Consider the following 23,143-nt stretch of genomic DNA (forward strand, 5'->3'; position numbering starts at 1 on the left):
GTCGGCTGTCGTCGCCAGTCAGGCTGTTGTCAAACTTTCTTTGATGAGATCAATCGACTTTGACGGTAGAGCCGTTGTGTGACGGGCGTGTGTCGGCAGTACGAAACCGTCGCCGGGTTCCCGGCGCGCGCCGCGTAAGGTGCCGTCAGGCGCCGTCGACCAGGGTGAACGGCACCGCGGGGTGGGGAAGGACGGGACATCCATGGAGGCCGTGAACACACCGCGGGTGGGTGCCGCTGTACGCCGACGGCGACGGGCACTCGACCTGACGCTCGCCGACGTGGCCGGACGCAGCGGGCTCTCCTCCCCGTTCCTCAGCCAGATCGAGAACGACCGGGCGCGCCCGAGCATGCGGTCCCTGCAGCGGATCGCGGACGCGCTCGGCACGACGGCGGTGCATCTGCTCGCGACCTCGGACGAGACCCGCACGATCGACGTGGTGCACGCCGGTGACGACAGCGGCCTCGACCGGGAGGCACGCGTCCGGCCGGTGGTACGCGGCCGCCATCAGCTGCACGCCCTGGAGTTCGTCGGCGAGCACGAGGCGGACCGCGAGTTCCGGCACCGCAACGACGAGTTGATGTACGTGGCGGACGGCGCGGTGGAGGTGGAGGCCGACGGCCGGATCCACCGACTGGCGCGCGGGGACACCCTGCTGCTGTCCGGCGGCGTCCGGCACCGCTGGCGCACCACCGAACCCGGCTCGCGGGTCCTGGTGGTCGCGATCGGCGACCACGTGGAGGTACTGGGGTCCTGAGGGGCGGTAGCCGCGGGGCCGTCTCCGGCGATCTGTGCGAGGGCGGGCACGGCGATGGCTGAACGTCTGTTTGATCAACGTCGGGGTCGCCGGGCATCATGCCTGAGGCAGCGGCAGGCCGTCGCGTCGGCCGCCTGACAGATGACGACCGACGGGGAGTTGGGCTTTGAGGTTCGGCATGCAATCGAGTGCGGTGGCGCTGGCGACGCTGGCGGCCTTCGCATCCGGCTGTGGAAACAGCGCCGACACGACCGCGGAGAAGCCGCTCACAGCGGACGGCACCACAGCGGGCAGGGCAACGAGTTCGGGCGAACAGGCAGACGGCGCGATGGGTTTCGATACGGTCTTCAAGACCGAGGAGAGGTTCAAGCAGGCGCTGCCGGATCCGGCGTCCATGGCCGGGTGGACTCCGAAGCGGGCCGGCGCGAACATCGAGGAAGAGCCCAAGCCCGCGGCGAAGTGCGGAGCGGACACGCACTGGGACTGCACGAGTGTCGCGCGCGGCGGCGCGAACTTCGAGGCGGCCGGCGAAGAGGCCGACTTCGACGTCGTGGCCTACGCCGACAACAAGGCCGCCCAGGACGCGTGTCGCAAGGAGAAGGACTGGTCAGCCAGGTACACACGGGCGGAAGTCCCTCCCGTCCCCGGCACCGAAAGCCACGCGTACTACCGCAACGCCGGCGGCTTGGACGGCCTCGACCTCACCCTGTGCCTGGGCACGGTCATCGCGCAAGTGAGGCTGGAAGGGGAAGGCAGCTCCCTGGACCCCGCCACCGCGCACTCGCTCGCCCAGCTCTTCGTCCCCCGGATCCAGAGGGCCGCAGCTTCCTGAACCCGTCCGTCGAGGCGTGAGACAGCCCGCCTCGCGGGCTGCCCCCGCCGTCTGTCGTGGGGTCGCCGCGCCACCGCCGAGCCTGCCCCACGGCCAGGACACCCCCTAGGGGGTGAGCCAGTTGCGCAGGAGTCGGCTCACCGCGGGCATCGCCACGTAGGTCATCAGCACGTTGAAGACGCAGGCCACGACCGCGCTGCTGAGCAGGAGGGGAAGCCCGGTCAGGCGTGGCACGAGGAAGAGACTGCCGAGCACGGAGATCGGATAGATCGCCAGGGTCGCGCTGATCGCCATCTTCCACCGGGGCGGCGCGGGCCGTGTCGAGCCCGGCTTGGCGAACCACGTCTCCATGCCGGTCAGTTCGCGCCGGGCGACCTCGGTGTGGTGGTGTCCCCGGCAGTCGGCGAACCATGCCGCCCGCTCGGGCGACTCCTGCCAGGCCCGGCATGCTTCCGCGTCCCGGAAACGGTGGACGAGGAACCAGGGGGCGTCGCCGCCGGAGGAGCGGAAGAGGCCGTATCCCAGGTGTCCGGAGAAGGCGGCCGCGCTGTCGAGGATGCCCTTCGCCCACACCTCGAACGCGGCTTCGTGGCCGGGCTCCAACCGGCGGGCTATCAGCAGGGTCACCTCGCCGGCGTCGGCGGGGACGGTGGCATGCTCAAGGCTGACCGCGGTCACGGGTACTCCTCATGATCACGCCGCGCCCTCGCACACTCTACGCGTCACCCGGCGCCCCACTCGGCGCCCACTCGGCGCCTCACCGGGCGCGTCACCCGGCAGGTCACCCGGCGCCGAACAGCGCTCTGCCCGCCGCCCTCTCCCCCGGGTCGGTCGCTCGACAGAAGCCGACGACGGTCTTGGTCGAACCTCTTGCCGGGGCGACTCCGCCTCTCTAATGTGAACCTTCAAATCCCACGACCAGCTCACAGTTGGCCTCTCATAGGGACTTAATTTGAACGCTCCAATTCCAGGGCCACCCGAGGCCGTCACCCCCGTGGCCCCCGGCCCGGCCACCGGTCCGACCCCCGCCCGAGGCCCCATGCCGGGCTACGTCGACTTCGCCAGGATCGGCCCGCTCTCCCGCCGGGCCGGCGCCGCGCTGGCCGCCGCGACCGCGCTGGCCGGCCGCGCCGACCCCGCCGACCTCGACCGGCTGTTCGCCCTCAGCGACGCCGCCCGGTCCTCCGCGGCGCGGCTCCTCGACGCCCGGCCCCACGAGATCGCCCTCGCCCCGTCCACCAGCCATGGCCTGTTCACCGTGGCCGCGGCGCTCCCCGGCCCCGGCACCGTGCTCGTGCCCCGCGGCGAGTTCCCCGCCAACGTCTATCCCTGGCTCCGCTTCGCCGGCCGCGGCGGCCCGGACGTCCGTCTCATCGACCCGGACGGGGAGCGCCACATCACCCCCGACCTTCTGCGCCGGCATCTCACGCCCGACGTGACCGCCTTCACCGTCAGCGCCGTCGACTCGCTCACCGGCCATGTGGCCCCGCTCGCCGCGCTCAAGGAGGTGCTCGGGCCGGGCCGGCTCCTGATCGTCGACGCGATCCAGGGACTCGGTGCCGTACCGCTCGAAGCCGACGCCGCCGACGTCCTCGTCAGCGGCGGCCAGAAGTGGCTACGGGCAGGCTGGGGAGCCGCGTTGATGCTGATCCGCGACCGGTGCGGCGAGCGGCTGACTCCCGGGCTCGGTGGCTGGGCCGGTGTCACGGAGCCCTTCGCGGTACGCCATCCGGCGCCGTCACTGCCCGGAGCCGCCGCCCACCTCGCCACCAACCCGGACTTCCCGGCCGCCGCGGCGATCGGCGCGGCCGTCGACGACCTGCTCCACCAGGGCGGCCCGGCCGCCGTCGGTGCCCGGATCCGGGCCACCCTCGCCGAGCTGCTCGACCGGGCGCGGCAGGCGGGCGCCGAGATCCTTTCGGACGGGCTCGACCACCAGGAGCGCGCCGGAATCGGCACCTTCCGCCTCCCCGGTCATGACCCCGGCACCGTCCACCGCGCCCTTGAGGCGGTCGGTGTGATCACCACCCGCCGGGACGAGTGGATCCGGCTCTCCCCGCATGCCTCCACCCCGGCCGCCGCGGCGGACCTGTTCGCGGAGGCGCTGCGCACCCTCACCCACCGCACGACGCGCACCCACGGCACGACCCACAGCAGCACCGACGCCCAGGAGTCGACATGTCCCACCAGCTGACCCGCCGCCAGATCCTTCACCTCGCCACCGCCTCCGCCGCCGGGCTCGGTCTCGCCGCCTGCGGCGGCGGCGGATCGGGCGGCGCCACCGACGGCGCCGACGGCGACAGCGGGAAGATCACCGTCTGGAGCTGGACCACGGCGGCCGAGGCCCTGCGCGGCGTCGTCCCCTCCTTCGAACGGGACAACCCCGGCATCAAGGTCGACGTCCAGGACCTGGGCAACCCCGCCATCTGGGACAAGATCACCGTCGGTCTCGCCTCGGGCGGCAAGGGCATCGCCGACGTCCTGCACATCGGTGTCGACTACCTGCCCGGTTACCTGGAGAAGTTCCCCGCAGGCCTCGCCGACCTGTCCAGACTCGGCGCCGACAAGCACAAGGACGCCTTCGTCGAGGGGCTGTGGCCGACCGTCATGGGCAAGGACAGAGCCGTCCACGCCCTCCCATGGGAGGTCAACCCCCTCGGGCTGTTCTACCGGAACGACTACTTCGAGAAGGCCGGTGTCGACCCGGCCTCCCTCACCAGCTGGGACGACCTGATCGCCGCGGGGCCGAAGATCCGTGCCGCCACCGGCGCCCAGCTGCTCGGGCTCGACAAGCCCGGCACCACCCAGGACATGGATTTCTTCCAGAACCTGATGCAACTCCAGGGCGCCTTCTACTTCGACCGTGAGGGCAAGGTCACGCTCGCCTCCCCGCAGGCCGTACAGGCCCTCACCATCATCAAGCGGCTCAACGACGGGGGCCTGCTCGCCGACACAGCCGGCCAGGGCACCTGGAAGCGGCTCGTCGGCCAGGGGAAGCTCGCCACCGCCCCGTACCCGGCCTGGGCCATCGAGTACCTGGCCACCAAGTTCCCTGCCCAGAGCGGCAAGTGGCGCGTCATGCAGCCGCCCGCCGCCGTCCCCGGGGGAGGGCGCAGCGCCATCGTCAACTCCACCTACCTGACCGTCTCCGCCACCAGCAAGCGCCGCAAGGCTGCCTGGCGCTTCATCGAATACGCACTCACCAAGCCGGCCGAGATCAACCGGATGTTCGCCTCCGGCGGCGTCTTCCCCGCTCTCAAGACGGCCTACGCCGACCCGAAGTTCAGCGCGCCCCACCCCTTCTACGGTGGCCAGCAGGTACTGCGGTCGTTCGTCGCCTCGCTCGACTCCGGATCGGAGGCGACCAACTTCACCGGCGACTACAGCCGCGCCCTGAAGCTCGCCGCCGACGCCCAGAGCCAGGTGCTGATCAAGGGCGCCGACCCGGCCGAGGCGCTGAAGGTCGCGGCCAAGCAGCTCGCCCAGCAGACCGGCCGGCAGCAGGCGGCCTGACCATGTCCCTCGCCCCGTCCGAAAGCGCCCCCGCCGGCGCTCCCGCCACGGCGACCGGCACCGCGACCGGCACGCCCGCCGGTCGCGGCGCCCTCCGCCGCCCCGGCCGCACCCGCCCGGGCCGGCGCCGGCTCCTGACCCGCGACTCCGTTCCGTACCTCCTGATCATGCCCGCGGTCCTGGGTTTCGCGGTCTTCAAGGCGTACCCGATCGCCGCCTCGTTCTGGATCAGCCTCACCACCGGGAACGGCGACGCCCGGCGGTTCGCCGGACTCGACAACTACCGGCGTCTGGTGGACGATCCGCTGTTCTGGACCGCGCTCAGGAACACCGCGTTGATCCTGGTCGTCCAGGTGCCGCTGATGCTCGGCCTGGCCCTGCTCGTCGCCCTCGGGCTCAACTCCACCAAGGTGTGGCTGCGCCCGCTCTGGCGGCTCGGCGTCTTCGTCCCCTCGCTGACCGGCCTGGTCGCCGCCGGCGTGATGTTCTCCGTCATCCTCAACCACGACGCGGGACTGCTGAACTGGGTCCTCTCCCTGTTCGGCATCGACCGGGTGAACTGGCTCGGCAGCCCCTTCTGGGCCCGCGTCGGTGTCGTCCTCGTCATCACCTGGCACTACACCGGCTACAACGCCGTGATGTACCTCGCCGGCCTCCAGGGCATCCCCAAGGAGCTGTACGAGGCCGCGATGGTCGACGGCGCCGGGCCGGTCCGCCGTTTCTTCGCCATCACCCTGCCCCAGCTGCGGCCGATCCTCCTGCTCACGGTGGTGCTCTCGACCATCGGCACCCTGCAGCTCTTCGACGAGCCGTACGTCCTCACCGGCGGCGGCCCCGACAACGCCACCCTCACGGTCACCATGTACCTCTACAACAACGGCTTCAAGTACTTCGACTTCGGCTACGCCTCGGCCCTCGCCTACGCGCTCGCGCTGCTCGTGTCCGTGCTCGGGATCCTGCAGGTCCGCCTGATGGGAGAGCGTCGATGAAGCTCCGCGGCCCCCTGCTCACCGTGCTGCTCGCGGGCGCCTTCGGGCTCTGCGTGGGCCCCTTCTACTGGCTCGCCATGGCCGCCACCCAGGACGACAAGGACGTGTTCTCCTGGCCGCCGAAGCTGCTGCCCGGCGGTCATCTCTGGGAGAACCTCCAAGGCCTCCAGGAGTCCATCGGTCTCACGCGGGTCCTCGTCAACACCCTCGTGGTGGCGGGTCTCCAGACCGTCGGCGCGGTCGTCGTCTCGGTCCTCGCCGGCTACGCCTTCGCCAAGTTCGACTTCCGCGGGCGCAACCTGTTCTTCGTCCTGCTGCTCAGTACCCTCGTCATCCCCGACACGGTGATGCTGATCCCGATCTTCCAGATGATGATGGACCTGGGCCTGATCGACTCGTACCAGTCCGTGATCCTGCCCGGCCTGGTCACTCCGTTCGGCATCTTCCTCATGCGGCAGGCGCTGCGGTCGATGCCCGACGAACTCCTGGACGCGGCCCGCGTCGACGGCGCGGGCGAACTGCGCGTGCTGTGGCGGATCGTCATCCCGGTCAACCGGCCGATCATCGCGGCGCTCGCGCTGTTCGTCTTCCTCGGCGGCTGGAACCAGTTCGTCTGGCCGCTGATCGCGCTGCGCAGCCCCGAGATGTACACGCTGCCCGTGGCCACCGCCACTCTGCAGGGTCTGTCGACCACCAACTACGCGCAGGTGCTGCTCGCCGGCGCCATCGCCGCCATCCCCGTGATGGCCCTCTTCCTCGTCCTGCAACGCCAGTTCATCTCCGGCCTGCTGGCCGGGGCCACCAAGGAGTGACCGCCGTGACCACCGCACCACAGCCGCCCGCCCCGCAGCAGCCCGTCCCGGCCTGGAGACCGGGCGCGCCGACCGGGGACACCACTCCCGGCGCCGTCGTCCACCGCCGGCTCGACACGGGGCTGTTCCACTCTACCGGGGAGCCGCTCGCCCTCCACCTCACCGGGCTCGGCGGCGACCGGTGGGAGACCGTCGTCGCCCGGGTCGAGGACGGCGTGGCCCTGATCGAGGTCTCGGCGGCGGAGGCCGTCACGCTCCGTGCCGAATGGCGCGTCCCCTGCGTCGGGGCCACCGCCTACTGGACCCCGGCCACCGACGCCTCCCGCTGGCTGCCGCCGTCCTGGATCGCCCCCCGGACGGTGTCGCTCGCCCTCGGCGCCCCCGTCGCCAGCCTGGTCGGCGCCCACGACCGCGCCCTGTGCACCGCCGCCGCGGGAGAGACCGCCGCGCCCGTACGCGTCGGCGCCGGTGTCGTGGAGGAGAGCGGGGAGTTCGCGTTCACCGTCGAGCAGGAGCTCGCCCCGGACGGGCCGCCGATGCGGCTGCGGATCGACCTCAGCGGGCGCCACTTCGCCACCACCCTGCGGGCCGTCACCGCCTGGTGGTCCGAGGACGTGGAGCACCCCGGCGTCGCCTCCGCCGCGCGGATGCCCGCCTACTCCACCTGGTACAGCCTCCACCAGAACGTCGACGCCGGTGCCGTCGAACGTCAGGCGGCCCTCGCCGCGGCCCTCGGCTGCGAGAGCATCATCGTCGACGACGGCTGGCAGACCGCCGACCGCACCCGCGGGTACGGCCACTGCGGCGACTGGGAACCCAACACGGAGGCCTTCCCCGACGTCGCGGGCCACGTGGCCGAGGTCCACCGGCTCGGCCTCGCCTACCTCCTCTGGTACGCGGTGCCGTTCATCGGCCGGCACAACCACGCCTGGGACCGCTTCAAGGGCATGATCCTGCGCGAGGAGCCCCACCTGGAGGCGGCCGTCCTGGACCCCCGCCACCCCGAGGTCCGCGCCTACCTGATCGACAAGGTCTCCCGCGCCGTCGAGGAGTGGGGCATGGATGGGGTGAAGCTCGACTTCATCGACCGTTTCGCCGTCGCCGATCCCCCGCCCGCGCCGGCCGGTGCCGACCGCGCCACCGTCCACGAAGGCGTGCTCCAGCTCCTCGCCGAGCTCGACGCCCGCCTGCGTCGCACCCGGCCGGACGTGATCGTCGAGCACCGCCAGCCGTACGTCGGCCCGGGCCTCTGGCCGTACGCCACCATGGTCCGCGCCACCGACTGCCCGCTCAGCCCCGCCGAGAACCGCCAGCGCATCGTCGACTGCCGGCTCACCGCGGGACCGCTCGCCGTCCACGCCGACATGATCATGTGGAACTCCGCCGAGACGCCCGAGTCCGTGGCCGTCCACCTCGTCAACGCGCTGTTCTCGGTACCGCAGATCTCCGTCGACCTCGCCGCGCAGACCCCCGGCCAGCTCGCCGCCCTGCGCTTCTGGCTCGACGTCTTCCGCCGCCACGCCGACGTCCTGCAGTCCGGCGACCTGGAACCCGCCCGCCCGGACCTCGGCTACCCCCTGGTCAGCGCCCACGGTGACCGCACCACCGTGGTCGCGCGCTACGCGCCGCTGCCCGTCGCCCTCCCGGACCGGGACGGCACGGACGGCACGCTGACCCTGCTCGTCGCCAACGCGGACCGCGACCCCGTGGTGCTCCTGACGGCCACCCGGCAGGAACAGGCCCTCGCCCGCGTACAGAACTGCCGTGGTGAGATCCTGTCCGAGACCGTGCTCGACCTCGTGCCCGGGGTGAACCCGGTGACCGTGCCGACCGGCGGCCTGCTCACCCTGACCCGAGAGCACTGAACGACGAGAGGGCTGGGGACGGCCGTCCGCCGTCCCCAGCCCCTCCGACCGCCCCCAGAGGAACGATGACCGCTCGACAGGTGACCATCGAGGACGTCGCACGCGCGGCGGGAGTCTCCCGCCAGACCGTCTCGAACGCCCTCAACGCCCCCCACCGGCTGCGCGCCACCACCCTCGCCCGGGTCACCGCCGCCATCGACGAGCTCGGCTACCAGCCCGATCAGTCCGCCCGCAGTCTGCGCAGCGGCACCCGCAAGGTCATCGGCTATCCCGCCCCCGCCGACAACCCGGCCGACCCCAATCCCCTGATGGGCGGCTTCCTCCAGGCGCTGGTGAGCGCCGCCGACGCCGTCGGCCATCGCATCCTGCTGTTCCGCTGCGACCCCCAGCAGGGCGCCGCGGCGGTCGCCAAGTCCTTCAACGGGCTGATCGCGGCCCGCCAGGTCGACGGGTTCATCCTCTCCGACGTGGTGCACGACGACCCTCGCGTCGACGTGCTGGCCGAAGCCGGCTTCCCGTTCGCCGCCTTCGGCCGCACCGCCCCCGGCCGCCCGCAGAACTGGGTGGACATCGACTCGGCGGCGGCCACCGCCGCCCTGGTCGGCCTCCTGCTCGAACAGGGCCACCGCAGGATCTGTTACGTCAATTCCGCCGCCTCGCTGCCCTGGCTCGCCGACCGGCGGGCCGGCCTGCAACAGGCCGCGGCCGCTGCACCCGACGGCGCCTTCGAGGTCGCCGTCCCCGACGACGACCCGGCCGCGCTCTCCCAGGCCGTGCAGCGCCTGCTCGTCGGCCCCGACCGCCCGACCGCCCTGGTGTGCGCGAACGACTGGCTCGCCCTGGCCGCCTATCATGCCGTCCGCGCGTCCGGCCTCGCCGTCGGTGTCGACGTCGCCGTCGCCGGCTTCAACGACATGCCGCACTGCACCTTGCTCCAGCCCGCCCTCACCAGCGTGCGCATGCCCCTGTCCGGCATCGCCCACGCCCTCGTCACCCGGCTGATCACCGCCGTCGAGGACCCCGCCGCCACCCCCACGAGCGGGCTGCTGCTCCCGGCGGAGCCGGTCGTACGCGACAGCACACCGGCGCGGTAGCCGCGCCGGTGTGCTGTCCCGCCGTGATGCGCAGGGGCCCGGCCTAGCCTTCGGCCGGTCCCTCGCTCTTGGCCCACAGGGATCGGACGTGGCCCAGGTGCCGGGTCATGCACGCCTCCGCCCCCTTGGCGTCCCCGGCGAGCATCAGGTCGAGGAGCTCCAGGTGCTCCTCGGCCGACGGGATGAGGTCGCCGCTCTCGTCCAGGGCGGTGAGCCCGTACAGGCGCGACCGCTTGCGCAGATCGCCGACGGTCTCGACCAGGCGCTCGTTGCCCGCGAGGCCGAGGAGGGTGAGGTGGAAGAGCCGGTCGGCCTCCAGGTAGCCGATGAGGTCGTGCTCGCGGGCGGCGCGCACGATCTCCTGCGCCACCGGCCGCAGCGCCTCCAGGTCCTCTCGGGTGGCGGACGTGGTGACGCGGCCGACCGTCGGGATCTCGATGAGCGCGCGGATCTCGGTGTACTGGTCGAGGTCGCGTTCGTCGACCTCGGTGACCCGGAACCCCTTGTTGCGGACGGGCTCGACCAGCCCCTCGCGGGCCAGGTCGAGCATCGCCTCGCGCACGGGAGTGGCGGAGATCCCGAAGTCCTCGGCCAGTGTGGGGGCCGAGTACACCACGCCCGGCCGCAGCTCACCGGAGATGAGGGCGGCGCGCAGCGCATGGGCGACCTGGTCGCGCAGCCGCTCGCGGGAAGCGTTCAGGTCGCGGTGGGTCAGGTGCCCCATGGCGGTGGTGATCCCTTCGGTTCGGTCTGCGTCACCACCGTACGATGTCACGTTGCGGCGCCCGCGGGTGCCAGGGTGTACGTCCGGGAGGACGTGTAGAACTCGAGGGCCGCCCTGCCCTGCTCGCGCGGGCCGTGACCCGACTGCTTGGCCCCGCCGAACGGCAGGTGGAAGTCGACGCCGGTGGACGGGGCGTTGATCCGGATCATGCCGGTGTCGACGAGGTCGAGTCCGTACAGGGCCGCGTCGAGGTCGGCCGTGTGGACCGAGGTGACGAGGCCGTACGGCACGGAGTTGGTGATCCGGACCGCGTGGGCGAGGTCGTCGGCGGGGAGCAGGGCGGCGACGGGCCCGAAGACCTCCTCGTTGAGCAGCCGGTGCCCCGGCGGGACCTTCTCGACCAGGGTCGGGGCCGCGTACCAGCCCGGTGTCGCCGGGACGGTGGCGCCGGCGAGAGCGGAGAGCCCCTGCCAGGACTCGGCCACCCGCTCGCGCGCGCTCTCGTGGACGAGCGGTCCGCACACCGTCTCCGGATCGGCCGGGTCACCGACCCGGACCGCCCGGAAGGCCTCGGAGAGGGCCTCGCGCAGGGGGTCGAGTGCGGCGCCGACCGCGACGATCCGGCTGGTGGCGGTGCACTTCTGGCCCGCGAACCCGGCGACGGCGGCGGCGATGTGGGCCGCTGCCAGGCCGATGTCCGCGCCGGGCAGGACGATGGCCGCGTTCAGGCCACCCATCTCGGCCTGCGCGGGGATGCCCCGTGCCGTCGCCGCGCGGACGACGGCCCGGCCCACGGGGGTGGAGCCGGTGAAGGAGACGACGTCGGCGGCGGAGACGAGGGCGTTGCCCTCGGTGGGGCCGCCCGGCAGGACGGTGAACACATGCTCCGGCAGGGCCTGTCGGACGATCTCGGCGAGCCGCTGGGCGCACGCGGTGGCTTCGGGGGCCGGTTTGAGGACGACCGTGTTGCCGACCGCGAGTGCCGGGGCGGCCTTCCAGCTCGGGATGGCGAAGGGGAAGTTCCAGGGCGTGACGAGCCCGGCCACGCCGTGGGGGCGGCGCCGGGTCAGGAGCAGCCCGGGGCCTGCCGCGGTCTCGTGCACGGTGCCGGTGGGCTCGAAGGGCGCCTGGGCGTAGTAGCGCCAGATCGCGACGGTGCGCGCGACCTCGGCCCTGGCCTCGGTGAGGGGCTTGCCGACCTCGCGCACAGCGAGGGCGGCGAGCTCGTCGGCCGTCGCCTCCAGGGCGGCGGCGACGGCGCCGAGCGCGGCCGAGCGGGCGGCGGCCCCGGCCCGCAGCCAGCGGGGCTGGGCGGCCCGGGCCCGCTCGACGGCGTCGGCGGCTGCGAAGGCGCCCGGGGCCGGGAGGCGTACGAGCACGTCGTGCGGGTCGGCAGGGTTGCGGGAGACGAGGGTGGACAGGTCGGTGATCACAGGAGGAAGCCTCCGGGGAAGGGGTCGTCCGGGTCGAGGAAGTACTGGGCGGTGCCGGTGATCCAGGCGCGGCCGGTGACGGTCGGGATGACGGCGGGCAGGCCGCCGACCTCCGTCCCGGCGGTGAGCCGGCCGGTGAACCGGGTGCCGATGAAGGACTCGTTGACGAAGTCGCGGTCGAGCGGGAGTTCGCCCCGTGCGTGGAGTTGGGCCATGCGTGCGCTGGTCCCGGTGCCGCACGGGGAACGGTCGAACCAGCCGGGGTGGATGGCCATCGCGTGCCGCGAGTGCGCGGCGTCGGAGCCGGGGGCCGCGAGATAGACGTGCTTGAGACCGGCTATCTCGGGCCGGGTGGGGTGCACGGGCCGGTCCGGGGAGGCGTTGATCGCGTCCATGATCGCGAGTCCGGCGGCGAGGAGGTCGTCCTTGCGGTCGCGGTCGAACGGCAGCCCGAGGTCGTCGAGGGAGACGAAGGCGTAGAAGTTGCCGCCGAAGGCGAGGTCGTAGGTGACCTTGCCGAGTCCGGGGGCGTCCACCGTGCGGTCCAGGCCCACGGAGAAGGCGGGCACGTTGGTGAAGGTGGCGGACTTCGCCGCGCCGTCCTCCACCTGGACGTCGACGGAGACGAGACCCGCCGGGGTGTCCAGGCGGACGGTGGTGACCGGTTCGACGACCGGCACCATGCCGGTCTCGACGAGGACCGTGGCGACGCCGATGGTGCCGTGACCGCACATCGGCAGGAGGCCCGACACCTCGATGTAGAGGACTCCGTAGTCGGCGTCGGGGCGGGTGGGCGGCTGGAGGATGGCGCCGCTCATCGCCGCGTGCCCGCGCGGCTCGAACATGAGGAGCGTCCTGAGGTGGTCGAGGTGCTCGATGAAGTGGAGCCTGCGCTCGGCCATGGTGGCCCCGGGGATCACACCGACGCCGCCGGTGATGACCCGGGTGGGCATTCCCTCGGTGTGGGAGTCGACTGCGTGGAAGACATGTCGCGTACGCACGGAGTTCCTTTCGGTGGGCGGTCGGGACGGCCGGTGGCCGGGTCGCCCCGGCGACCGGCGGTGGTCCCGTCGGCGGTCCCGTCGGCGGGTCCCGTCGGCGGGTCCCGTCAGCGGGTCCGGTCGGCGGGTCCCGTCAGCGGGTCCGGTCGGCGGGTCCCGTCAGCGGGTCCGGTCGGCGGGTCCCGTCAGCGGGTCCGGTCGGCGGGTCCCGTCAGCGGGTCCGGTCGGCGGGTCCCGTCAGCGGTGACCGTCGGCGACGGCCTTCTCGGTGGCGGTGCGCACGGCGGCCTCGGTCGCACCGGCGAGCGGGAGGCGCGGGGGGCGGGCGGGGCCGCCGCGGCGACCGGCGATGTCCATGGACAGCTTGATGCACTGGACGAACTCGACCTTGGAGTCCCAGCGCAGCAGGGAGTGCAGCGAGGAGTAGAGCGGCCGGGCGGTCGCCAGGTCGCCCGCCACGGCGGCCCGGTACAGCTCGGTGCAGCTCGCGGGGAGGGCGTTGGGGTAGCCGGCGATCCAGCCGACCGCACCGGCCAGGGCCAGCTCCAGGAGGACGTCGTCGGCGCCGATCAGCAGGTCGAGTTCCGGGGCGAGTTCGGCGATCTCGTAGGCCCTGCGGACGTCGCCGCTGAACTCCTTCACGGCGACGATGCTGCCGTCGGCGTACAGGTTCGCCAGCAGGCCGGGGACGAGGTCGACCTTGGTGTCGATGGGGTTGTTGTACGCGACGACCGGGATGCCGACGCCGGCCACCTCCGCGTAGTGGGCGAGGACGGAGCGCTCGTCGGCGCGGTACGCGTTGGGCGGCAGGAGGAGCACGGAGCCGCAGCCGGCCTCGGCGGCCTGCTCGGCCCAGCGGCGGGACTCGGCGCTGCCGTAGGCGGCGACGCCCGGCATGACCCGCGCACCGTCGCCCGCGGCCTCGACTGCGGTACGGACGACCCGGGCGCGCTCGTCGGCGGTGAGGGTCTGGTACTCGCCGAGGGAGCCGTTCGGGACGACGCCGTCGCAGCCGTTGGCGATCAGCCAGGCCACGTGCTCGGCATAGGCGTCGTAGTCGACGGAGAGGTCTTCCTTGAACGGCAGGGTGGTGGCGACCATGATGCCGCGCCAGGGGCGGTCGGTGGTCCAGGTGGTGGCGTTCATCTCAACGGCCTTTCGGTGATGTGTGACGTTCTATGAGGGGACTGGGTCTGTCGGACCGTCGCACGCGACGGTCGGGTCCGGCGGCCCGTCGAGAGCCGCCAGCGTCGACAGCGGGACGGGGACGGCGAACGGGCGGCGCTCGGGGGGCGGTTCGGGAGGGCCTCCGTCTGCCGCGAGACACGCCACGGCCGTCCCGCACATCCGTCCCTGACACCACCCCATGCCGGCCCGGGTGAGGAGTTTGACGGTCCGGGCGTCGCGCGCGCCGAGCTCGGCGACCGCCTCGCGGACCCTGCCCGCCGGGACCTCCTCGCAGCGGCACACGTCCGTGTCGTCGGTCAGCCATCCGGGCCAGCCGGGGCCGGGGGCGTGCGCGGCGGACATGACGTCGGCGAAGACGCGCATACGGTCCCGGCGCCGCCGGAGTCCGGCGATCGCGCCGGCTCCGGCGGGGCGGCCGAGGAGCCGCGCGGCGATCGCACGGCCCGCCAGCTCCCCCTCGGTACGGGCGAGTTCGGCGCCGCCCACGCCTCCGGTCTCGCCCGCTGCCCAGAGGCCGGGCACCGAGCTCTCCTGGAGGTCGTCCAGGGCCAGACCCGAGGTGCCGTCGGGCAGCGCGCGGGTGGTGCAGCCGACCGCCACGGCCAGCTCGATCTGGGGCACGAGGCCGTGACCGACAGCGAGGGCGTCGCACGCGATCCGGCGGCCCGTCCCCGGTACGGGTCGCCATTCGGGATCCAGGCGGCTGACCGTGACGGCCTCCACCCGGTCGGTGCCGTGCACTTCGGTCACCGCGCTGCGGAGCCGTACGGGCACCCGGTGACGGACCAGTGCGGCCGCGTGGACGAGGGCCTCGACCGCCTTGCGCGGGTTGGTGACGAGCGCGCGGGGGGTGCTCGCGTACCGCAGGTACCCCGCCGCCTCGACCACCGCCGGCACCCGCGCGCCGGCCGAGGCGAGCGACGAGGCGACGGCGAGCAGCAGCGGGCCGCTGCCGGCCACGACGATGCGCCGGCCGGCCAGCACGAGCCCGGACTTGAGCATGGCCTGTGCGCCCCCGGCGCCCACGACACCGGGCAGGGTCCAGCCGGGAAAGGGCAGTTGGCGCTCGTAGGCGCCGGTGGCGAGGAGCAGCGAACGGGCCCGGATCCGGACGGGTGCGTCCACGCTTCCGTCCGCGCCGGTGAGGGCGTGCGCCGCCCAGGTCCCGTCGGTCTCCTTCACGACGGACCACACATGGTGCCCGGCCAGGTGGTCGACACCGCTCTCCGCCAGGCGCCGGCGCAGGTCGGCGAAAGCGGACCAGTCGTGGTGAAGGGCCTCGGGACGAACCGCGCCGAGGGCGGGTGCCGGGTGCCGGTAGAACTGCCCGCCGGACTGCGGTGACGAGTCCAACAGGGCTACGGAGAGGCCGAGTTCGGATGCGGTGACGGCACCGGCGAGCCCGGCGGAGCCCGCGCCGATGACCACGAGGTCGTACGGCGCGCCGGAGGGTCGATGCGCGTCCGGCAGGCCTGAGCGTCGGGCTGCCTCCGATGCGGGGACGGAGACGATCCCGGCCGTGCCCTCCGGCCCGGGGACCACGACGATCCCGGCCGTGTCCCCGGCCGTGTCCTTCGGTTCAGACGCCGAGGCTGTCATGGCCGTGCCCCTCCTGGGTGGTGATCGCGTCACCGGGGCGGGCCGGGACCAGGCAGGCGCGGCGGTTGGGCTCCCCGTTGACGGTGGCGAGGCAGTCGTAGCACTGGCCGATGCCGCAGAACGCGCCGCGCGGGCGGCCTCCGTCCCGGGTGGTGCGCCAGGCCAGGATGCCCGCACCCCACAGGGCGGCGGCGAGGGTCTGGCCGGGCAGGGCGGGGACGCGCCGGCCGTCGAAGGTGATGTCGAACGGCGGATCGGGCTGTGCCCCGACCAGGCCGATGGGGGTGCGGGCCACGGGCCCTCCTCTCCTGACGATGGGTGCGCGTCTCACGGTGCGGTGGCGTCGAAGCGCTCGGGTCGGAACGGGTGGAGGTCGAGGGGAGGTTCGCCGCCGGTGATACAGGCGGCGATGATCTGTCCGGTCACCGGTGCGAGGCCGATTCCCGCGCCCTCGTGTCCGCAGGCGTGCAGCAGTCCGGGGACGCGCGGGTCCGGGCCGATGGCGGGCAGATGGTCGGGCAGGTAGGGGCGGAAACCGGGGTAGGTCCGGATCGCCCGTACGGCGGCGAGGACGGGGAACAGCGCGGTGGCCCCGGCGGCGAGTCGGCGCAGGACCTCCGTGGAGAGCGTCCGGTCGAAGCCGACGCGCTCGCGGCTGGCGCCGATGAGGACGGGTCCGGCGGGGGTGCCCTCGACGACGGCCGAGGTCTGGAGCGCGGCGGAGCCGCTGGCCACGTCGGCCACGTAGTCGGCGGCGTACACCTTGTGGCGGACGACGCGCGGCAGGGGTTCGGTGACGAGGACGAAGCCGCGGCGGGGCAGGACGGGCAGGTGGACCCCGGCGAGGTCGGCGAGGGCGCCGCCCCAGGTGCCGGCGGCGTTCACGACGTGGGGGGCGTGGAGTTCGCGGGTGGCGGTCCGCACTCCGCGGACCGCTCCGCCCGCGCCGGTGAGGAGGCCGGTGACCTCCTCGCCCGGCGCGAGGCGGACCCGGTCGCCGGCGGCTCGGAGGAGCTGCGCGGCGGCGTGGGCGGGCATCACCTGGGCGTCCTGGGGGTAGTGGAAGCCGCCGGTGAGGCCCGGTGCGAGGTGGGGCTCCAGGTCGTGGAGCCGGTCACCGGGCACCTCGTGCGCGACGACACCCGCTTTCTCCTGGCGGGCCGCGAACTCCCGGAGGGCACGCAGACCCGTCTCGTCGGAGGCGACGACGAGACCGCCCTTGGCCTCGTACTCGACGGTCGGCGGGAGCCTGTCGGCGAGTTCGGTCCACAGCGCGGTGGAGAGGAGGGCGAGTCGGAGTTCGGGGCCGGGTTCCTTGTCGGAGACGAGGAGATTACCCTCGCCCGCTCCGGTCGTGCCGCCCGCGACGTAACCTCGGTCGACGACGGTGACGGTGAGGCCGGCGAGGGCCGCGTAGTGGGCGCAGGCGGCACCGACGACGCCGGCGCCGATGACGATGACGTCCGAGGTTTCTCTCGTGGGCACGGCAGTAATATTTCACATTGCACTCCCCCTGCCAAGACCCCGACCCAACCCCGATCAGACCCCAACCGACCCCTTCCGGACACGGATGGATAACAGGACTGCCGACACCTTGTCAGTGCAATTTCACATTACTATGTTACCGGTCACATTCCAGCTGCCCGAGGCTGTCCGACTGCTCCCCCGGAGTGACCCGCATGAACAAGCGCACGCGCACCCTGGCCACGGCCCTGGTGACCACCCTGACCCTCGCCGTGACCGGCTGCTCCGGCGGAGGCACGTCCGGGGGCGCCCGGAACGGCAAGAACCCCGCGACCTCCAACAGCGGAGCGGTCCTCGGCGGCACCCCGCAGAAGGGCGGCACGCTCACCGTCCTGTCCAACCAGGACTTCACCCATCTCGACCCCGCGCGCAACTGGGTGATGGGCGACATGGACTTCGGCACCCGCCTGCTCTACCGCACCCTCGTCACGTACAAGGCGGAACCCGGCACCAAGGGCGGCGAACTGGTCCCCGACCTCGCGGAGGACCTGGGCGTCTCCTCCGACGGCGCCAAGACCTGGACCTTCAAGCTCAAGCCGGGGCTGACGTACGAGGACGGCACACCGATCACCTCCCGGGACATCAAGTACAACGTGGAGCGGTCCTTCTCCCCCGACCTGCCCGGCGGCCCCGACTACGCGGCCCGCTACCTCGCCGGCGCCGAGGGCTACCAGGGCCCGGCGGGCGGCAGGCACCTCGCCTCCGTGAAGACCCCCGACGACCGCACGATCGTCTTCGAACTCCGCACACCCTTCGCCGAGTTCTCCTTCGCGGCCGCGCTGCCCACCTTCGCGCCCGTGCCCGCGTCCCAGGACAAGGGACCCCAGTACGACAACCGGCCCTTCTCCTCCGGGCCGTACAAGATCGACTCCTACGCCCGCGACAAGCAGCTGGTCCTCGTCCGCAACACCCACTGGGACCCGAAGACCGACCAGGTGCGCAAGGCGTACCCGGACAAGATCGTCGTCACCATGGGCCTCAAGGCCAACCAGATCGACGACCGGCTCATCGCCGCCACCGGCCCGGACGCCTCCGCCGTCCCGTGGGACAAGCTCCGCCCGGAGTCCACCCCCAAGGTGCTCACCAAGCCCGACATCAGGGCCCGGCTCCTCGCCGAGTCGACCAGCTGTACCGAGATGGTGCAGATGCACACCGGGCGCGCGCCCTTCGACGACGTCAAGGTCCGGCGGGCCGTGCAGTACGCCCTGGACCGGGAGGCCGTCCTCACCGCCTCCGGCGGACCCGCCGTCAACGACCCGGCCACCGCGCTCATGCCCGGCTTCCTGTTCGGCGGCAAGCAGCCCGACACCCTCGGCATCCCACTCACCGGCGACGTACCCAAGGCGAAGGAGCTGCTCAAGGAGGCGGGCAAGGCGGACGGCTTCACCACCCGCATCACCGTCTCCAACGGCGACAAGGCCGTCGGCGAGGCCGTACAGCAGTCCCTCGGCCGGGCCGGGATCAAGGTCACCATCGAGACCGTCGACCCTTCCGCCTTCTACGACACGATCGGCGACACCAAGAACCGCACCGACCTCGTCTACACCGGCTGGTGCCCCGACTACCCCTCCGGATCGACGTTCCTGCCGTTCGTCTTCGACGGCCGCTTCATCAAGGAGAAGGGCAACTCCGGCAACCACTCACTCTTCCGCGACGACGCCACGATGAAGCGCATGGACGAGATCGCGACGATGGCCGACGCCGCCCAGGCCGCCAAGGCCTGGCGGGAACTGGACGGAGAGATCCTCGCCAAGGCGCCCACAGCGCCCGTCGTCGTCGAGCGCAAGCCCCTCCTCATCGGCACCAACATCGCCGGCGCCTTCGGCCACACCTCCTTCGGCGGCCAGATCGACTACGCCACGGTCGGCCTCAAGGACCCCTCGAAGAGCGCGAACTGAGGCGCCCCGTGACCACCACCTCACCACCCGCCGTCCGCACGGCCAACGGTCCCTGGCAGCTCGTCCGTGCCGAACTGCGCCGCCGTCCCGCCGCCCGCCTCTCCCTCGGTGTGGTCGCCTTCTTCGCGCTCCTCGCCGCGGCCGCCCCGCTGATCGGCGCGCTCGGCGGCTGGGGCCCGGACGAGTTCGACAAGAGCGCCGTCGACCCGTACCTGGGCGGTCTGCCCATCGGCCCGCTCGGCGGTGTCTCGGCCGAGCACTGGCTCGGTGTCGAACCCGTCACCGGCCGCGACCTGTTCGCCCGGGTCGTGCACGGCGCCCAGGTCTCGCTGCTCATCGCCTTCTCCGCGACGGCGATCGTCGTCGTCGCGGGGACGGCGGCCGGCATCGCCGCCGGCTACTTCGGCGGCCGTACCGACACCGCGCTGTCCCGGCTGATGGACCTCACGATGTCCTTCCCGTCCCTCATCTTCATGATCGCGATGATGTCGGTGGCCCGGGACGTCAACCGCATCGTCCTCATGACCGCCGTCATCGGTCTCTTCGGCTGGCCGGGCATCGCCCGGATCGTCCGCGGCCAGACCCTGTCCCTCAAGCACCGCGAGTACGTCGACGCCGCCCGCGTCAGCGGCTCCGGCCCCCTGCGCATCCTCGTCCGCGACATCCTCCCGGGCGTCGCCGGACCCGTCATCGCGTACACGACGCTGATCGTCCCCGGGATGATCGCCACCGAGGCCGCCCTCAGCTATCTGGGTGTCGGGGTACGGCCGCCGACACCCTCGTGGGGCCAGATGATCGCGGAGAGCGTCGCCTACTACGAGACGGACCCCATGTACTTCGCCGTCCCGAGTCTCTGTCTCTTCCTGACGGTGCTCGCGTTCACCCTGCTCGGCGACGCGCTGCGCGACGTCCTCGACCCGAGAGGAGGCGGCGCGTGATCCTCTACCTCGGCCGCCGACTCCTCGGCGTGCTCGGCGTGCTCATCGCCGTCGCCGCCGTCACCTTCGCCGTCTTCTACGTCCTGCCCTCCGACCCCGCCGCCGCGGCCTGCGGCAAGTCGTGCAGCACCGAACGCCTGGAGGCGATCCGCGCGAACATGGGCCTGGACGCGCCGGTCTGGCGGCAGTTCGCCGACTTCGTCACCGGCATCTTCACCGGCCGCACCCTGGGCACCGGCCAGTACGCCCTGCACTGCGACTTCCCCTGCCTCGGCTACTCCTACGAGAACAGCCAGGGCGTGTGGGACCTCCTCGTCGACCGGCTTCCGGTCTCCGCGTCGCTGGCCCTCGGCGCCGCCGCGATCTGGCTGCTCCTCGGCCTCTCCGCGGGCGTCACCGCCGCACTCCGCAAGGACACGCTCACCGACCGCGTCCTGATGGTCGGCGCGGTCGCCGCCGCCTCGCTCCCCGTCTACTTCACCTCGGTGATGCTGATCTACGGGCTGATCCGGGTCACGGGCCTGCTCCCCTATCCGCAGTACGTGCCCTTCGGCACCGACCCCCTCGCCTGGGCCTCCAACCTGTTGCTCCCCTGGCTGGCGCTCGCCCTTCTCTACGCCGCCATGTACGCGCGGCAGAGCCGGAACTCGATGATCGAGTCCATGGCCGAGCCGTACATCCGCACCGCCCGCGCCAAGGGGCTGCCGCGCCGCACCGTGGTCGTCAAGCACGGCCTGCGCGCGGGGATGACGCCGATCCTGACGATCTTCGGGATGGACCTCGGCGGACTGCTCGCGGGCGCCGTCATCACCGAGTCCATCTTCGGACTGCCCGGCATCGGACGGCTCTTCTACGGCGCCCTGTCGACCGCGGACCAGCCGGTCATCCTCGGGGTGACCCTGCTCGCCGCCACCTTCATCGTCGTCGCCAACCTGGCCGTCGACCTGCTGTACGCCGTCGTCGACCCGCGAGTGAGGTACTGATGGGCGACTCCGCACCCCTCCTGTCGGTACGGGACCTCACGGTCACCTTCCCGACGAAACGCGGCCCCGTCCGGGCCGTCGACTCCCTCGCCTTCGACGTGCTGCCCGGTCGGACCCTCGGCATCGTCGGCGAGTCCGGCTCCGGCAAGTCGGTCACCTCCCTCGCCGTGATGGGCCTGCACACGGGCGCCGAGGTCAGCGGCTCCGTCACGCTGGCCGGGCAGGAGCTGATCGGCCTGTCCGACCGCGAGCTGAACGGGCTCCGCGGCCGGAGGATGGCCATGATCTTCCAGGACCCGCTGTCCAGCCTGCACCCCTACTACACCGTCGGCGAGCAGGTCGCCGAGCACCATCGGGTCCACTTCGGATCGCGCCGGGCCACCGCCCGCGAACGGGCCGTCGAAGCGCTCGCCGAGGTCGGCATCCCCGAACCCCGGCGCCGGGCCGGCGAGTACCCCCACCAGTTCTCCGGCGGCATGCGCCAGCGGGTGATGATCGCGATGGCACTCGTCTGCGAACCCGACCTGCTCATCGCCGACGAGCCCACCACCGCGCTCGACGTCACCGTCCAGGCCCAGATCCTGGAGCTGATCGCCCGCCTCCAACAGGAGCGGGGCCTCTCCGTCGTCATGATCACGCACGACCTGGGAGTGGTCGCCCGGGTGGCCCACGACGTGCTCGTCATGTACGGCGGCCGGGCCGCCGAACACGCCCCGGTGGACGCCCTGTTCACCTCCCCGGCCCATCCCTACACCCGTGGCCTGCTCGACTCGCTGCCCCGGCTCGACGACCCCGACGACGCCCCACTGCGGGCGATCCCGGGCAGCCCGCCGTCGCTGCTCGAACCGTCACGGGGCTGCGCGTTCGCACCCCGCTGTCCCCGCGCCGCCGCCGGCTCCGAAGAGGAGCGGGCCCGCTGCGCGACCGAACGCCCGTCCCTCGGCGGCCCCGACGGGCACCCGGCCGCCTGCCACTTCCCCGCATACGAAGGCGTCGCCTCATGACCACGACCCCACCTCCACCCCTCCTGCGCGTACGGGACCTCACGATGACGTTCCCGGGACGCCGCAGGGGCTCGGCCCCGGTCCGGGCCGTCGACGGCATCGGCTTCGACGTGGCGGCGGGCGAGACCCTGGGCCTCGTCGGCGAGTCCGGCTGCGGCAAGTCGACCACGGGCCGCACCATCGTGCGGCTCCTGGAACCCACCGCCGGCTCCGTCTCGTACGAGGGACGGGACATCAGCCACCTCTCGCAGCGGGCGCTCAAACCGCTGCGCCGCGACCTCCAGATGGTCTTCCAGGACCCGCACTCCTCCCTCAACCCCCGGCAGACCGTGGCCCGGATCATCGCCGACCCGCTCCTCGTGCAGGGCGGCACGGCGGCCGGCGCGCGCAAGCGGGCCGTGGAGCTGATGGAACTGGTCGGCCTCATACCGGAGCACATCGACCGCTACCCCCACGAGTTCTCCGGCGGGCAGGCACAGCGCATCGGCATCGCCCGCGCCCTGGCCACGAACCCCCGGCTCGTGGTGGCCGACGAGCCGGTCTCCGCCCTCGACGTCTCCGTGCAGGCGCAGATCGTCAACCTGATGGAGCGTCTCCAGCGCGAACTCGGGCTCGCCTACCTCTTCATCGCCCACGACCTCTCCGTCGTGAAAAGGGTCTGCGACCGGGTGGCCGTGATGTACCTGGGCCGCATCGTGGAGATCGGTGCCAAGGAACGGGTGTACACCGCCCCGGCCCACCCCTATACGCGGGCGCTGCTGTCCGCCGTACCGCTTCCGGACCCGGCGGCCGAGCGCAGCCGGGAGCGCATCACGCTGCTCGGTGATCCTCCGAGTCCCGCCGCTCCCCCGCCGGGCTGCACCTTCCACCCGCGCTGTCCCAAGGCGCGGGAGATCTGCCGGACCGAGGCGCCGCCGCTGCGGACACTGGTACCGGGCGAGGGCCGCGAGGTCGCCTGTCACTTCCCCGAGGGCGTCTGAGCACGCGCA

At 72.6% G+C, this 23,143-nt stretch carries 21 protein-coding genes; 13 read left to right on the plus strand and 8 right to left on the minus strand.

All coding sequences use genetic code 11. The features are described 5' to 3' along the window. Positions 1–202: 202 nt before the first annotated feature. Both OG462_RS06205 and OG462_RS06210 read left to right on the plus strand, forming a co-directional pair. Positions 203–757, plus strand: a complete 555-nt coding sequence (locus OG462_RS06205; RefSeq protein ID WP_406055230.1) for a helix-turn-helix domain-containing protein — start codon at positions 203–205, stop codon at positions 755–757. Between the two features lie 193 nt (positions 758–950). Beyond that, entirely contained in the window at positions 951–1,589 is a 639-nt protein-coding gene (locus tag OG462_RS06210; protein ID WP_406055232.1) for a hypothetical protein, read from the plus strand. Between the two features lie 105 nt (positions 1,590–1,694). Here OG462_RS06210 and OG462_RS06215 read toward each other — a convergent pair whose 3' ends face one another. After that, a complete protein-coding gene (locus OG462_RS06215) occupies positions 1,695–2,267 on the minus strand; it encodes an antibiotic biosynthesis monooxygenase (RefSeq protein ID WP_406055234.1) in 573 nt (190 codons plus the stop codon). A 274-nt stretch (positions 2,268–2,541) separates the two neighbouring features. Between OG462_RS06215 and OG462_RS06220 the strand changes: the two genes are divergently transcribed. The 6 genes from OG462_RS06220 (at position 2,542) to OG462_RS06245 (ending at position 9,862) form a co-directional block, all read left to right on the plus strand. Next, positions 2,542–3,783: an aminotransferase class V-fold PLP-dependent enzyme gene (locus OG462_RS06220; RefSeq protein WP_406055236.1), complete on the plus strand. Its 1,242-nt coding sequence runs from the start codon at positions 2,542–2,544 to the stop codon at positions 3,781–3,783. Then, complete coding sequence (locus OG462_RS06225; protein ID WP_406055238.1) at positions 3,768–5,102, plus strand: ABC transporter substrate-binding protein; 1,335 nt, start codon at positions 3,768–3,770, stop codon at positions 5,100–5,102. The genes OG462_RS06220 and OG462_RS06225 overlap by 16 nt, the downstream gene beginning before the upstream one ends. A gap of 2 nt (positions 5,103–5,104) precedes the next feature. Further along, positions 5,105–6,091, plus strand: coding sequence for a carbohydrate ABC transporter permease (locus tag OG462_RS06230; RefSeq protein ID WP_406055240.1), 987 nt, complete (start codon positions 5,105–5,107; stop codon positions 6,089–6,091). Continuing rightward, entirely contained in the window at positions 6,088–6,903 is an 816-nt protein-coding gene (locus OG462_RS06235; RefSeq protein ID WP_406055242.1) for a carbohydrate ABC transporter permease, read from the plus strand. Before OG462_RS06230 ends, OG462_RS06235 begins: the two co-directional genes overlap by 4 nt. A gap of 5 nt (positions 6,904–6,908) precedes the next feature. Continuing rightward, positions 6,909–8,768, plus strand: a complete 1,860-nt coding sequence (locus OG462_RS06240) for a glycoside hydrolase family 36 protein (protein WP_406055244.1) — start codon at positions 6,909–6,911, stop codon at positions 8,766–8,768. A gap of 65 nt (positions 8,769–8,833) precedes the next feature. Next, entirely contained in the window at positions 8,834–9,862 is a 1,029-nt protein-coding gene (locus OG462_RS06245; RefSeq protein ID WP_406055246.1) for a LacI family DNA-binding transcriptional regulator, read from the plus strand. 43 nt (positions 9,863–9,905) lie between these two features. Here OG462_RS06245 and OG462_RS06250 read toward each other — a convergent pair whose 3' ends face one another. From OG462_RS06250 to OG462_RS06280, 7 genes are all read right to left on the minus strand, one after another. Then, on the minus strand, positions 9,906–10,586 hold the full coding sequence (locus OG462_RS06250; RefSeq protein WP_406055248.1) for a GntR family transcriptional regulator: 681 nt from the start codon (positions 10,584–10,586) through the stop codon (positions 9,906–9,908). Between the two features lie 47 nt (positions 10,587–10,633). Next, positions 10,634–12,016, minus strand: a complete 1,383-nt coding sequence (locus OG462_RS06255) for an aldehyde dehydrogenase family protein (RefSeq protein ID WP_406066388.1) — start codon at positions 12,014–12,016, stop codon at positions 10,634–10,636. Then, complete coding sequence (locus tag OG462_RS06260) at positions 12,016–13,020, minus strand: proline racemase family protein (RefSeq protein WP_406055250.1); 1,005 nt, start codon at positions 13,018–13,020, stop codon at positions 12,016–12,018. The genes OG462_RS06255 and OG462_RS06260 overlap by 1 nt, the downstream gene beginning before the upstream one ends. 237 nt (positions 13,021–13,257) lie before the next feature. Further along, a complete protein-coding gene (locus OG462_RS06265; RefSeq protein WP_406055252.1) occupies positions 13,258–14,166 on the minus strand; it encodes a dihydrodipicolinate synthase family protein in 909 nt (302 codons plus the stop codon). A gap of 30 nt (positions 14,167–14,196) precedes the next feature. Beyond that, positions 14,197–15,807 carry an NAD(P)/FAD-dependent oxidoreductase gene (locus tag OG462_RS06270; protein WP_406055254.1) on the minus strand — a complete coding sequence of 537 codons (1,611 nt, stop codon included), beginning with the start codon at positions 15,805–15,807 and terminating at the stop codon, positions 14,197–14,199. Beyond that, positions 15,788–16,102 (minus strand): (2Fe-2S)-binding protein, encoded by a 315-nt coding sequence (locus OG462_RS06275; protein ID WP_406055256.1) that lies wholly within the window; start codon positions 16,100–16,102, stop codon positions 15,788–15,790. The genes OG462_RS06270 and OG462_RS06275 overlap by 20 nt, the downstream gene beginning before the upstream one ends. 32 nt (positions 16,103–16,134) lie before the next feature. Continuing rightward, the gene (locus OG462_RS06280; RefSeq protein ID WP_406055257.1) at positions 16,135–17,292 is read right to left on the minus strand and encodes an NAD(P)/FAD-dependent oxidoreductase; all 1,158 of its coding nucleotides are present in this window, start codon (positions 17,290–17,292) and stop codon (positions 16,135–16,137) included. A 194-nt stretch (positions 17,293–17,486) separates the two neighbouring features. Between OG462_RS06280 and OG462_RS06285 the strand changes: the two genes are divergently transcribed. Genes OG462_RS06285 through OG462_RS06305 form a run of 5 tightly spaced genes read left to right on the plus strand, consistent with a single transcriptional unit; the run spans position 17,487 to position 23,134 of the window. After that, positions 17,487–19,229 (plus strand): ABC transporter substrate-binding protein, encoded by a 1,743-nt coding sequence (locus OG462_RS06285; RefSeq protein WP_406055259.1) that lies wholly within the window; start codon positions 17,487–17,489, stop codon positions 19,227–19,229. Positions 19,230–19,237: 8 nt separating this feature from the next. Then, entirely contained in the window at positions 19,238–20,167 is a 930-nt protein-coding gene (locus OG462_RS06290) for an ABC transporter permease (RefSeq protein WP_406055261.1), read from the plus strand. Next, positions 20,164–21,150, plus strand: coding sequence for an ABC transporter permease (locus OG462_RS06295; RefSeq protein ID WP_406055263.1), 987 nt, complete (start codon positions 20,164–20,166; stop codon positions 21,148–21,150). Before OG462_RS06290 ends, OG462_RS06295 begins: the two co-directional genes overlap by 4 nt. Beyond that, positions 21,150–22,154: an ABC transporter ATP-binding protein gene (locus OG462_RS06300; protein WP_406055265.1), complete on the plus strand. Its 1,005-nt coding sequence runs from the start codon at positions 21,150–21,152 to the stop codon at positions 22,152–22,154. The genes OG462_RS06295 and OG462_RS06300 overlap by 1 nt, the downstream gene beginning before the upstream one ends. After that, positions 22,151–23,134: an ABC transporter ATP-binding protein gene (locus tag OG462_RS06305; protein ID WP_406055267.1), complete on the plus strand. Its 984-nt coding sequence runs from the start codon at positions 22,151–22,153 to the stop codon at positions 23,132–23,134. Before OG462_RS06300 ends, OG462_RS06305 begins: the two co-directional genes overlap by 4 nt. Positions 23,135–23,143: the final 9 nt, after the last annotated feature.

The organism is Streptomyces sp. NBC_01077 (assembly GCF_045162855.1).
GTDB lineage: Bacteria > Actinomycetota > Actinomycetes > Streptomycetales > Streptomycetaceae > Streptomyces.

Excerpts from the sequence above, each read along its gene's own strand:
- OG462_RS06300 (WP_406055265.1), top strand. The coding sequence starts at position 21,150 with ATGGGCGACTCCGCACCCCTCCTGTCGGTACGGGACCTCACGGTCACC.
- OG462_RS06305 (WP_406055267.1), top strand. The coding sequence starts at position 22,151 with ATGACCACGACCCCACCTCCACCCCTCCTGCGCGTACGGGACCTCACG.
- OG462_RS06205 (WP_406055230.1), top strand. The coding sequence starts at position 203 with ATGGAGGCCGTGAACACACCGCGGGTGGGTGCCGCTGTACGCCGACGG.
- OG462_RS06265 (WP_406055252.1), bottom strand. The coding sequence starts at position 14,166 with ATGAACGCCACCACCTGGACCACCGACCGCCCCTGGCGCGGCATCATG.
- OG462_RS06245 (WP_406055246.1), top strand. The coding sequence starts at position 8,834 with ATGACCGCTCGACAGGTGACCATCGAGGACGTCGCACGCGCGGCGGGA.
- OG462_RS06230 (WP_406055240.1), top strand. The coding sequence starts at position 5,105 with ATGTCCCTCGCCCCGTCCGAAAGCGCCCCCGCCGGCGCTCCCGCCACG.
- OG462_RS06235 (WP_406055242.1), top strand. The coding sequence starts at position 6,088 with ATGAAGCTCCGCGGCCCCCTGCTCACCGTGCTGCTCGCGGGCGCCTTC.
- OG462_RS06270 (WP_406055254.1), bottom strand. The coding sequence starts at position 15,807 with ATGACAGCCTCGGCGTCTGAACCGAAGGACACGGCCGGGGACACGGCC.
- OG462_RS06225 (WP_406055238.1), top strand. The coding sequence starts at position 3,768 with ATGTCCCACCAGCTGACCCGCCGCCAGATCCTTCACCTCGCCACCGCC.
- OG462_RS06285 (WP_406055259.1), top strand. The coding sequence starts at position 17,487 with ATGAACAAGCGCACGCGCACCCTGGCCACGGCCCTGGTGACCACCCTG.
- OG462_RS06250 (WP_406055248.1), bottom strand. The coding sequence starts at position 10,586 with ATGGGGCACCTGACCCACCGCGACCTGAACGCTTCCCGCGAGCGGCTG.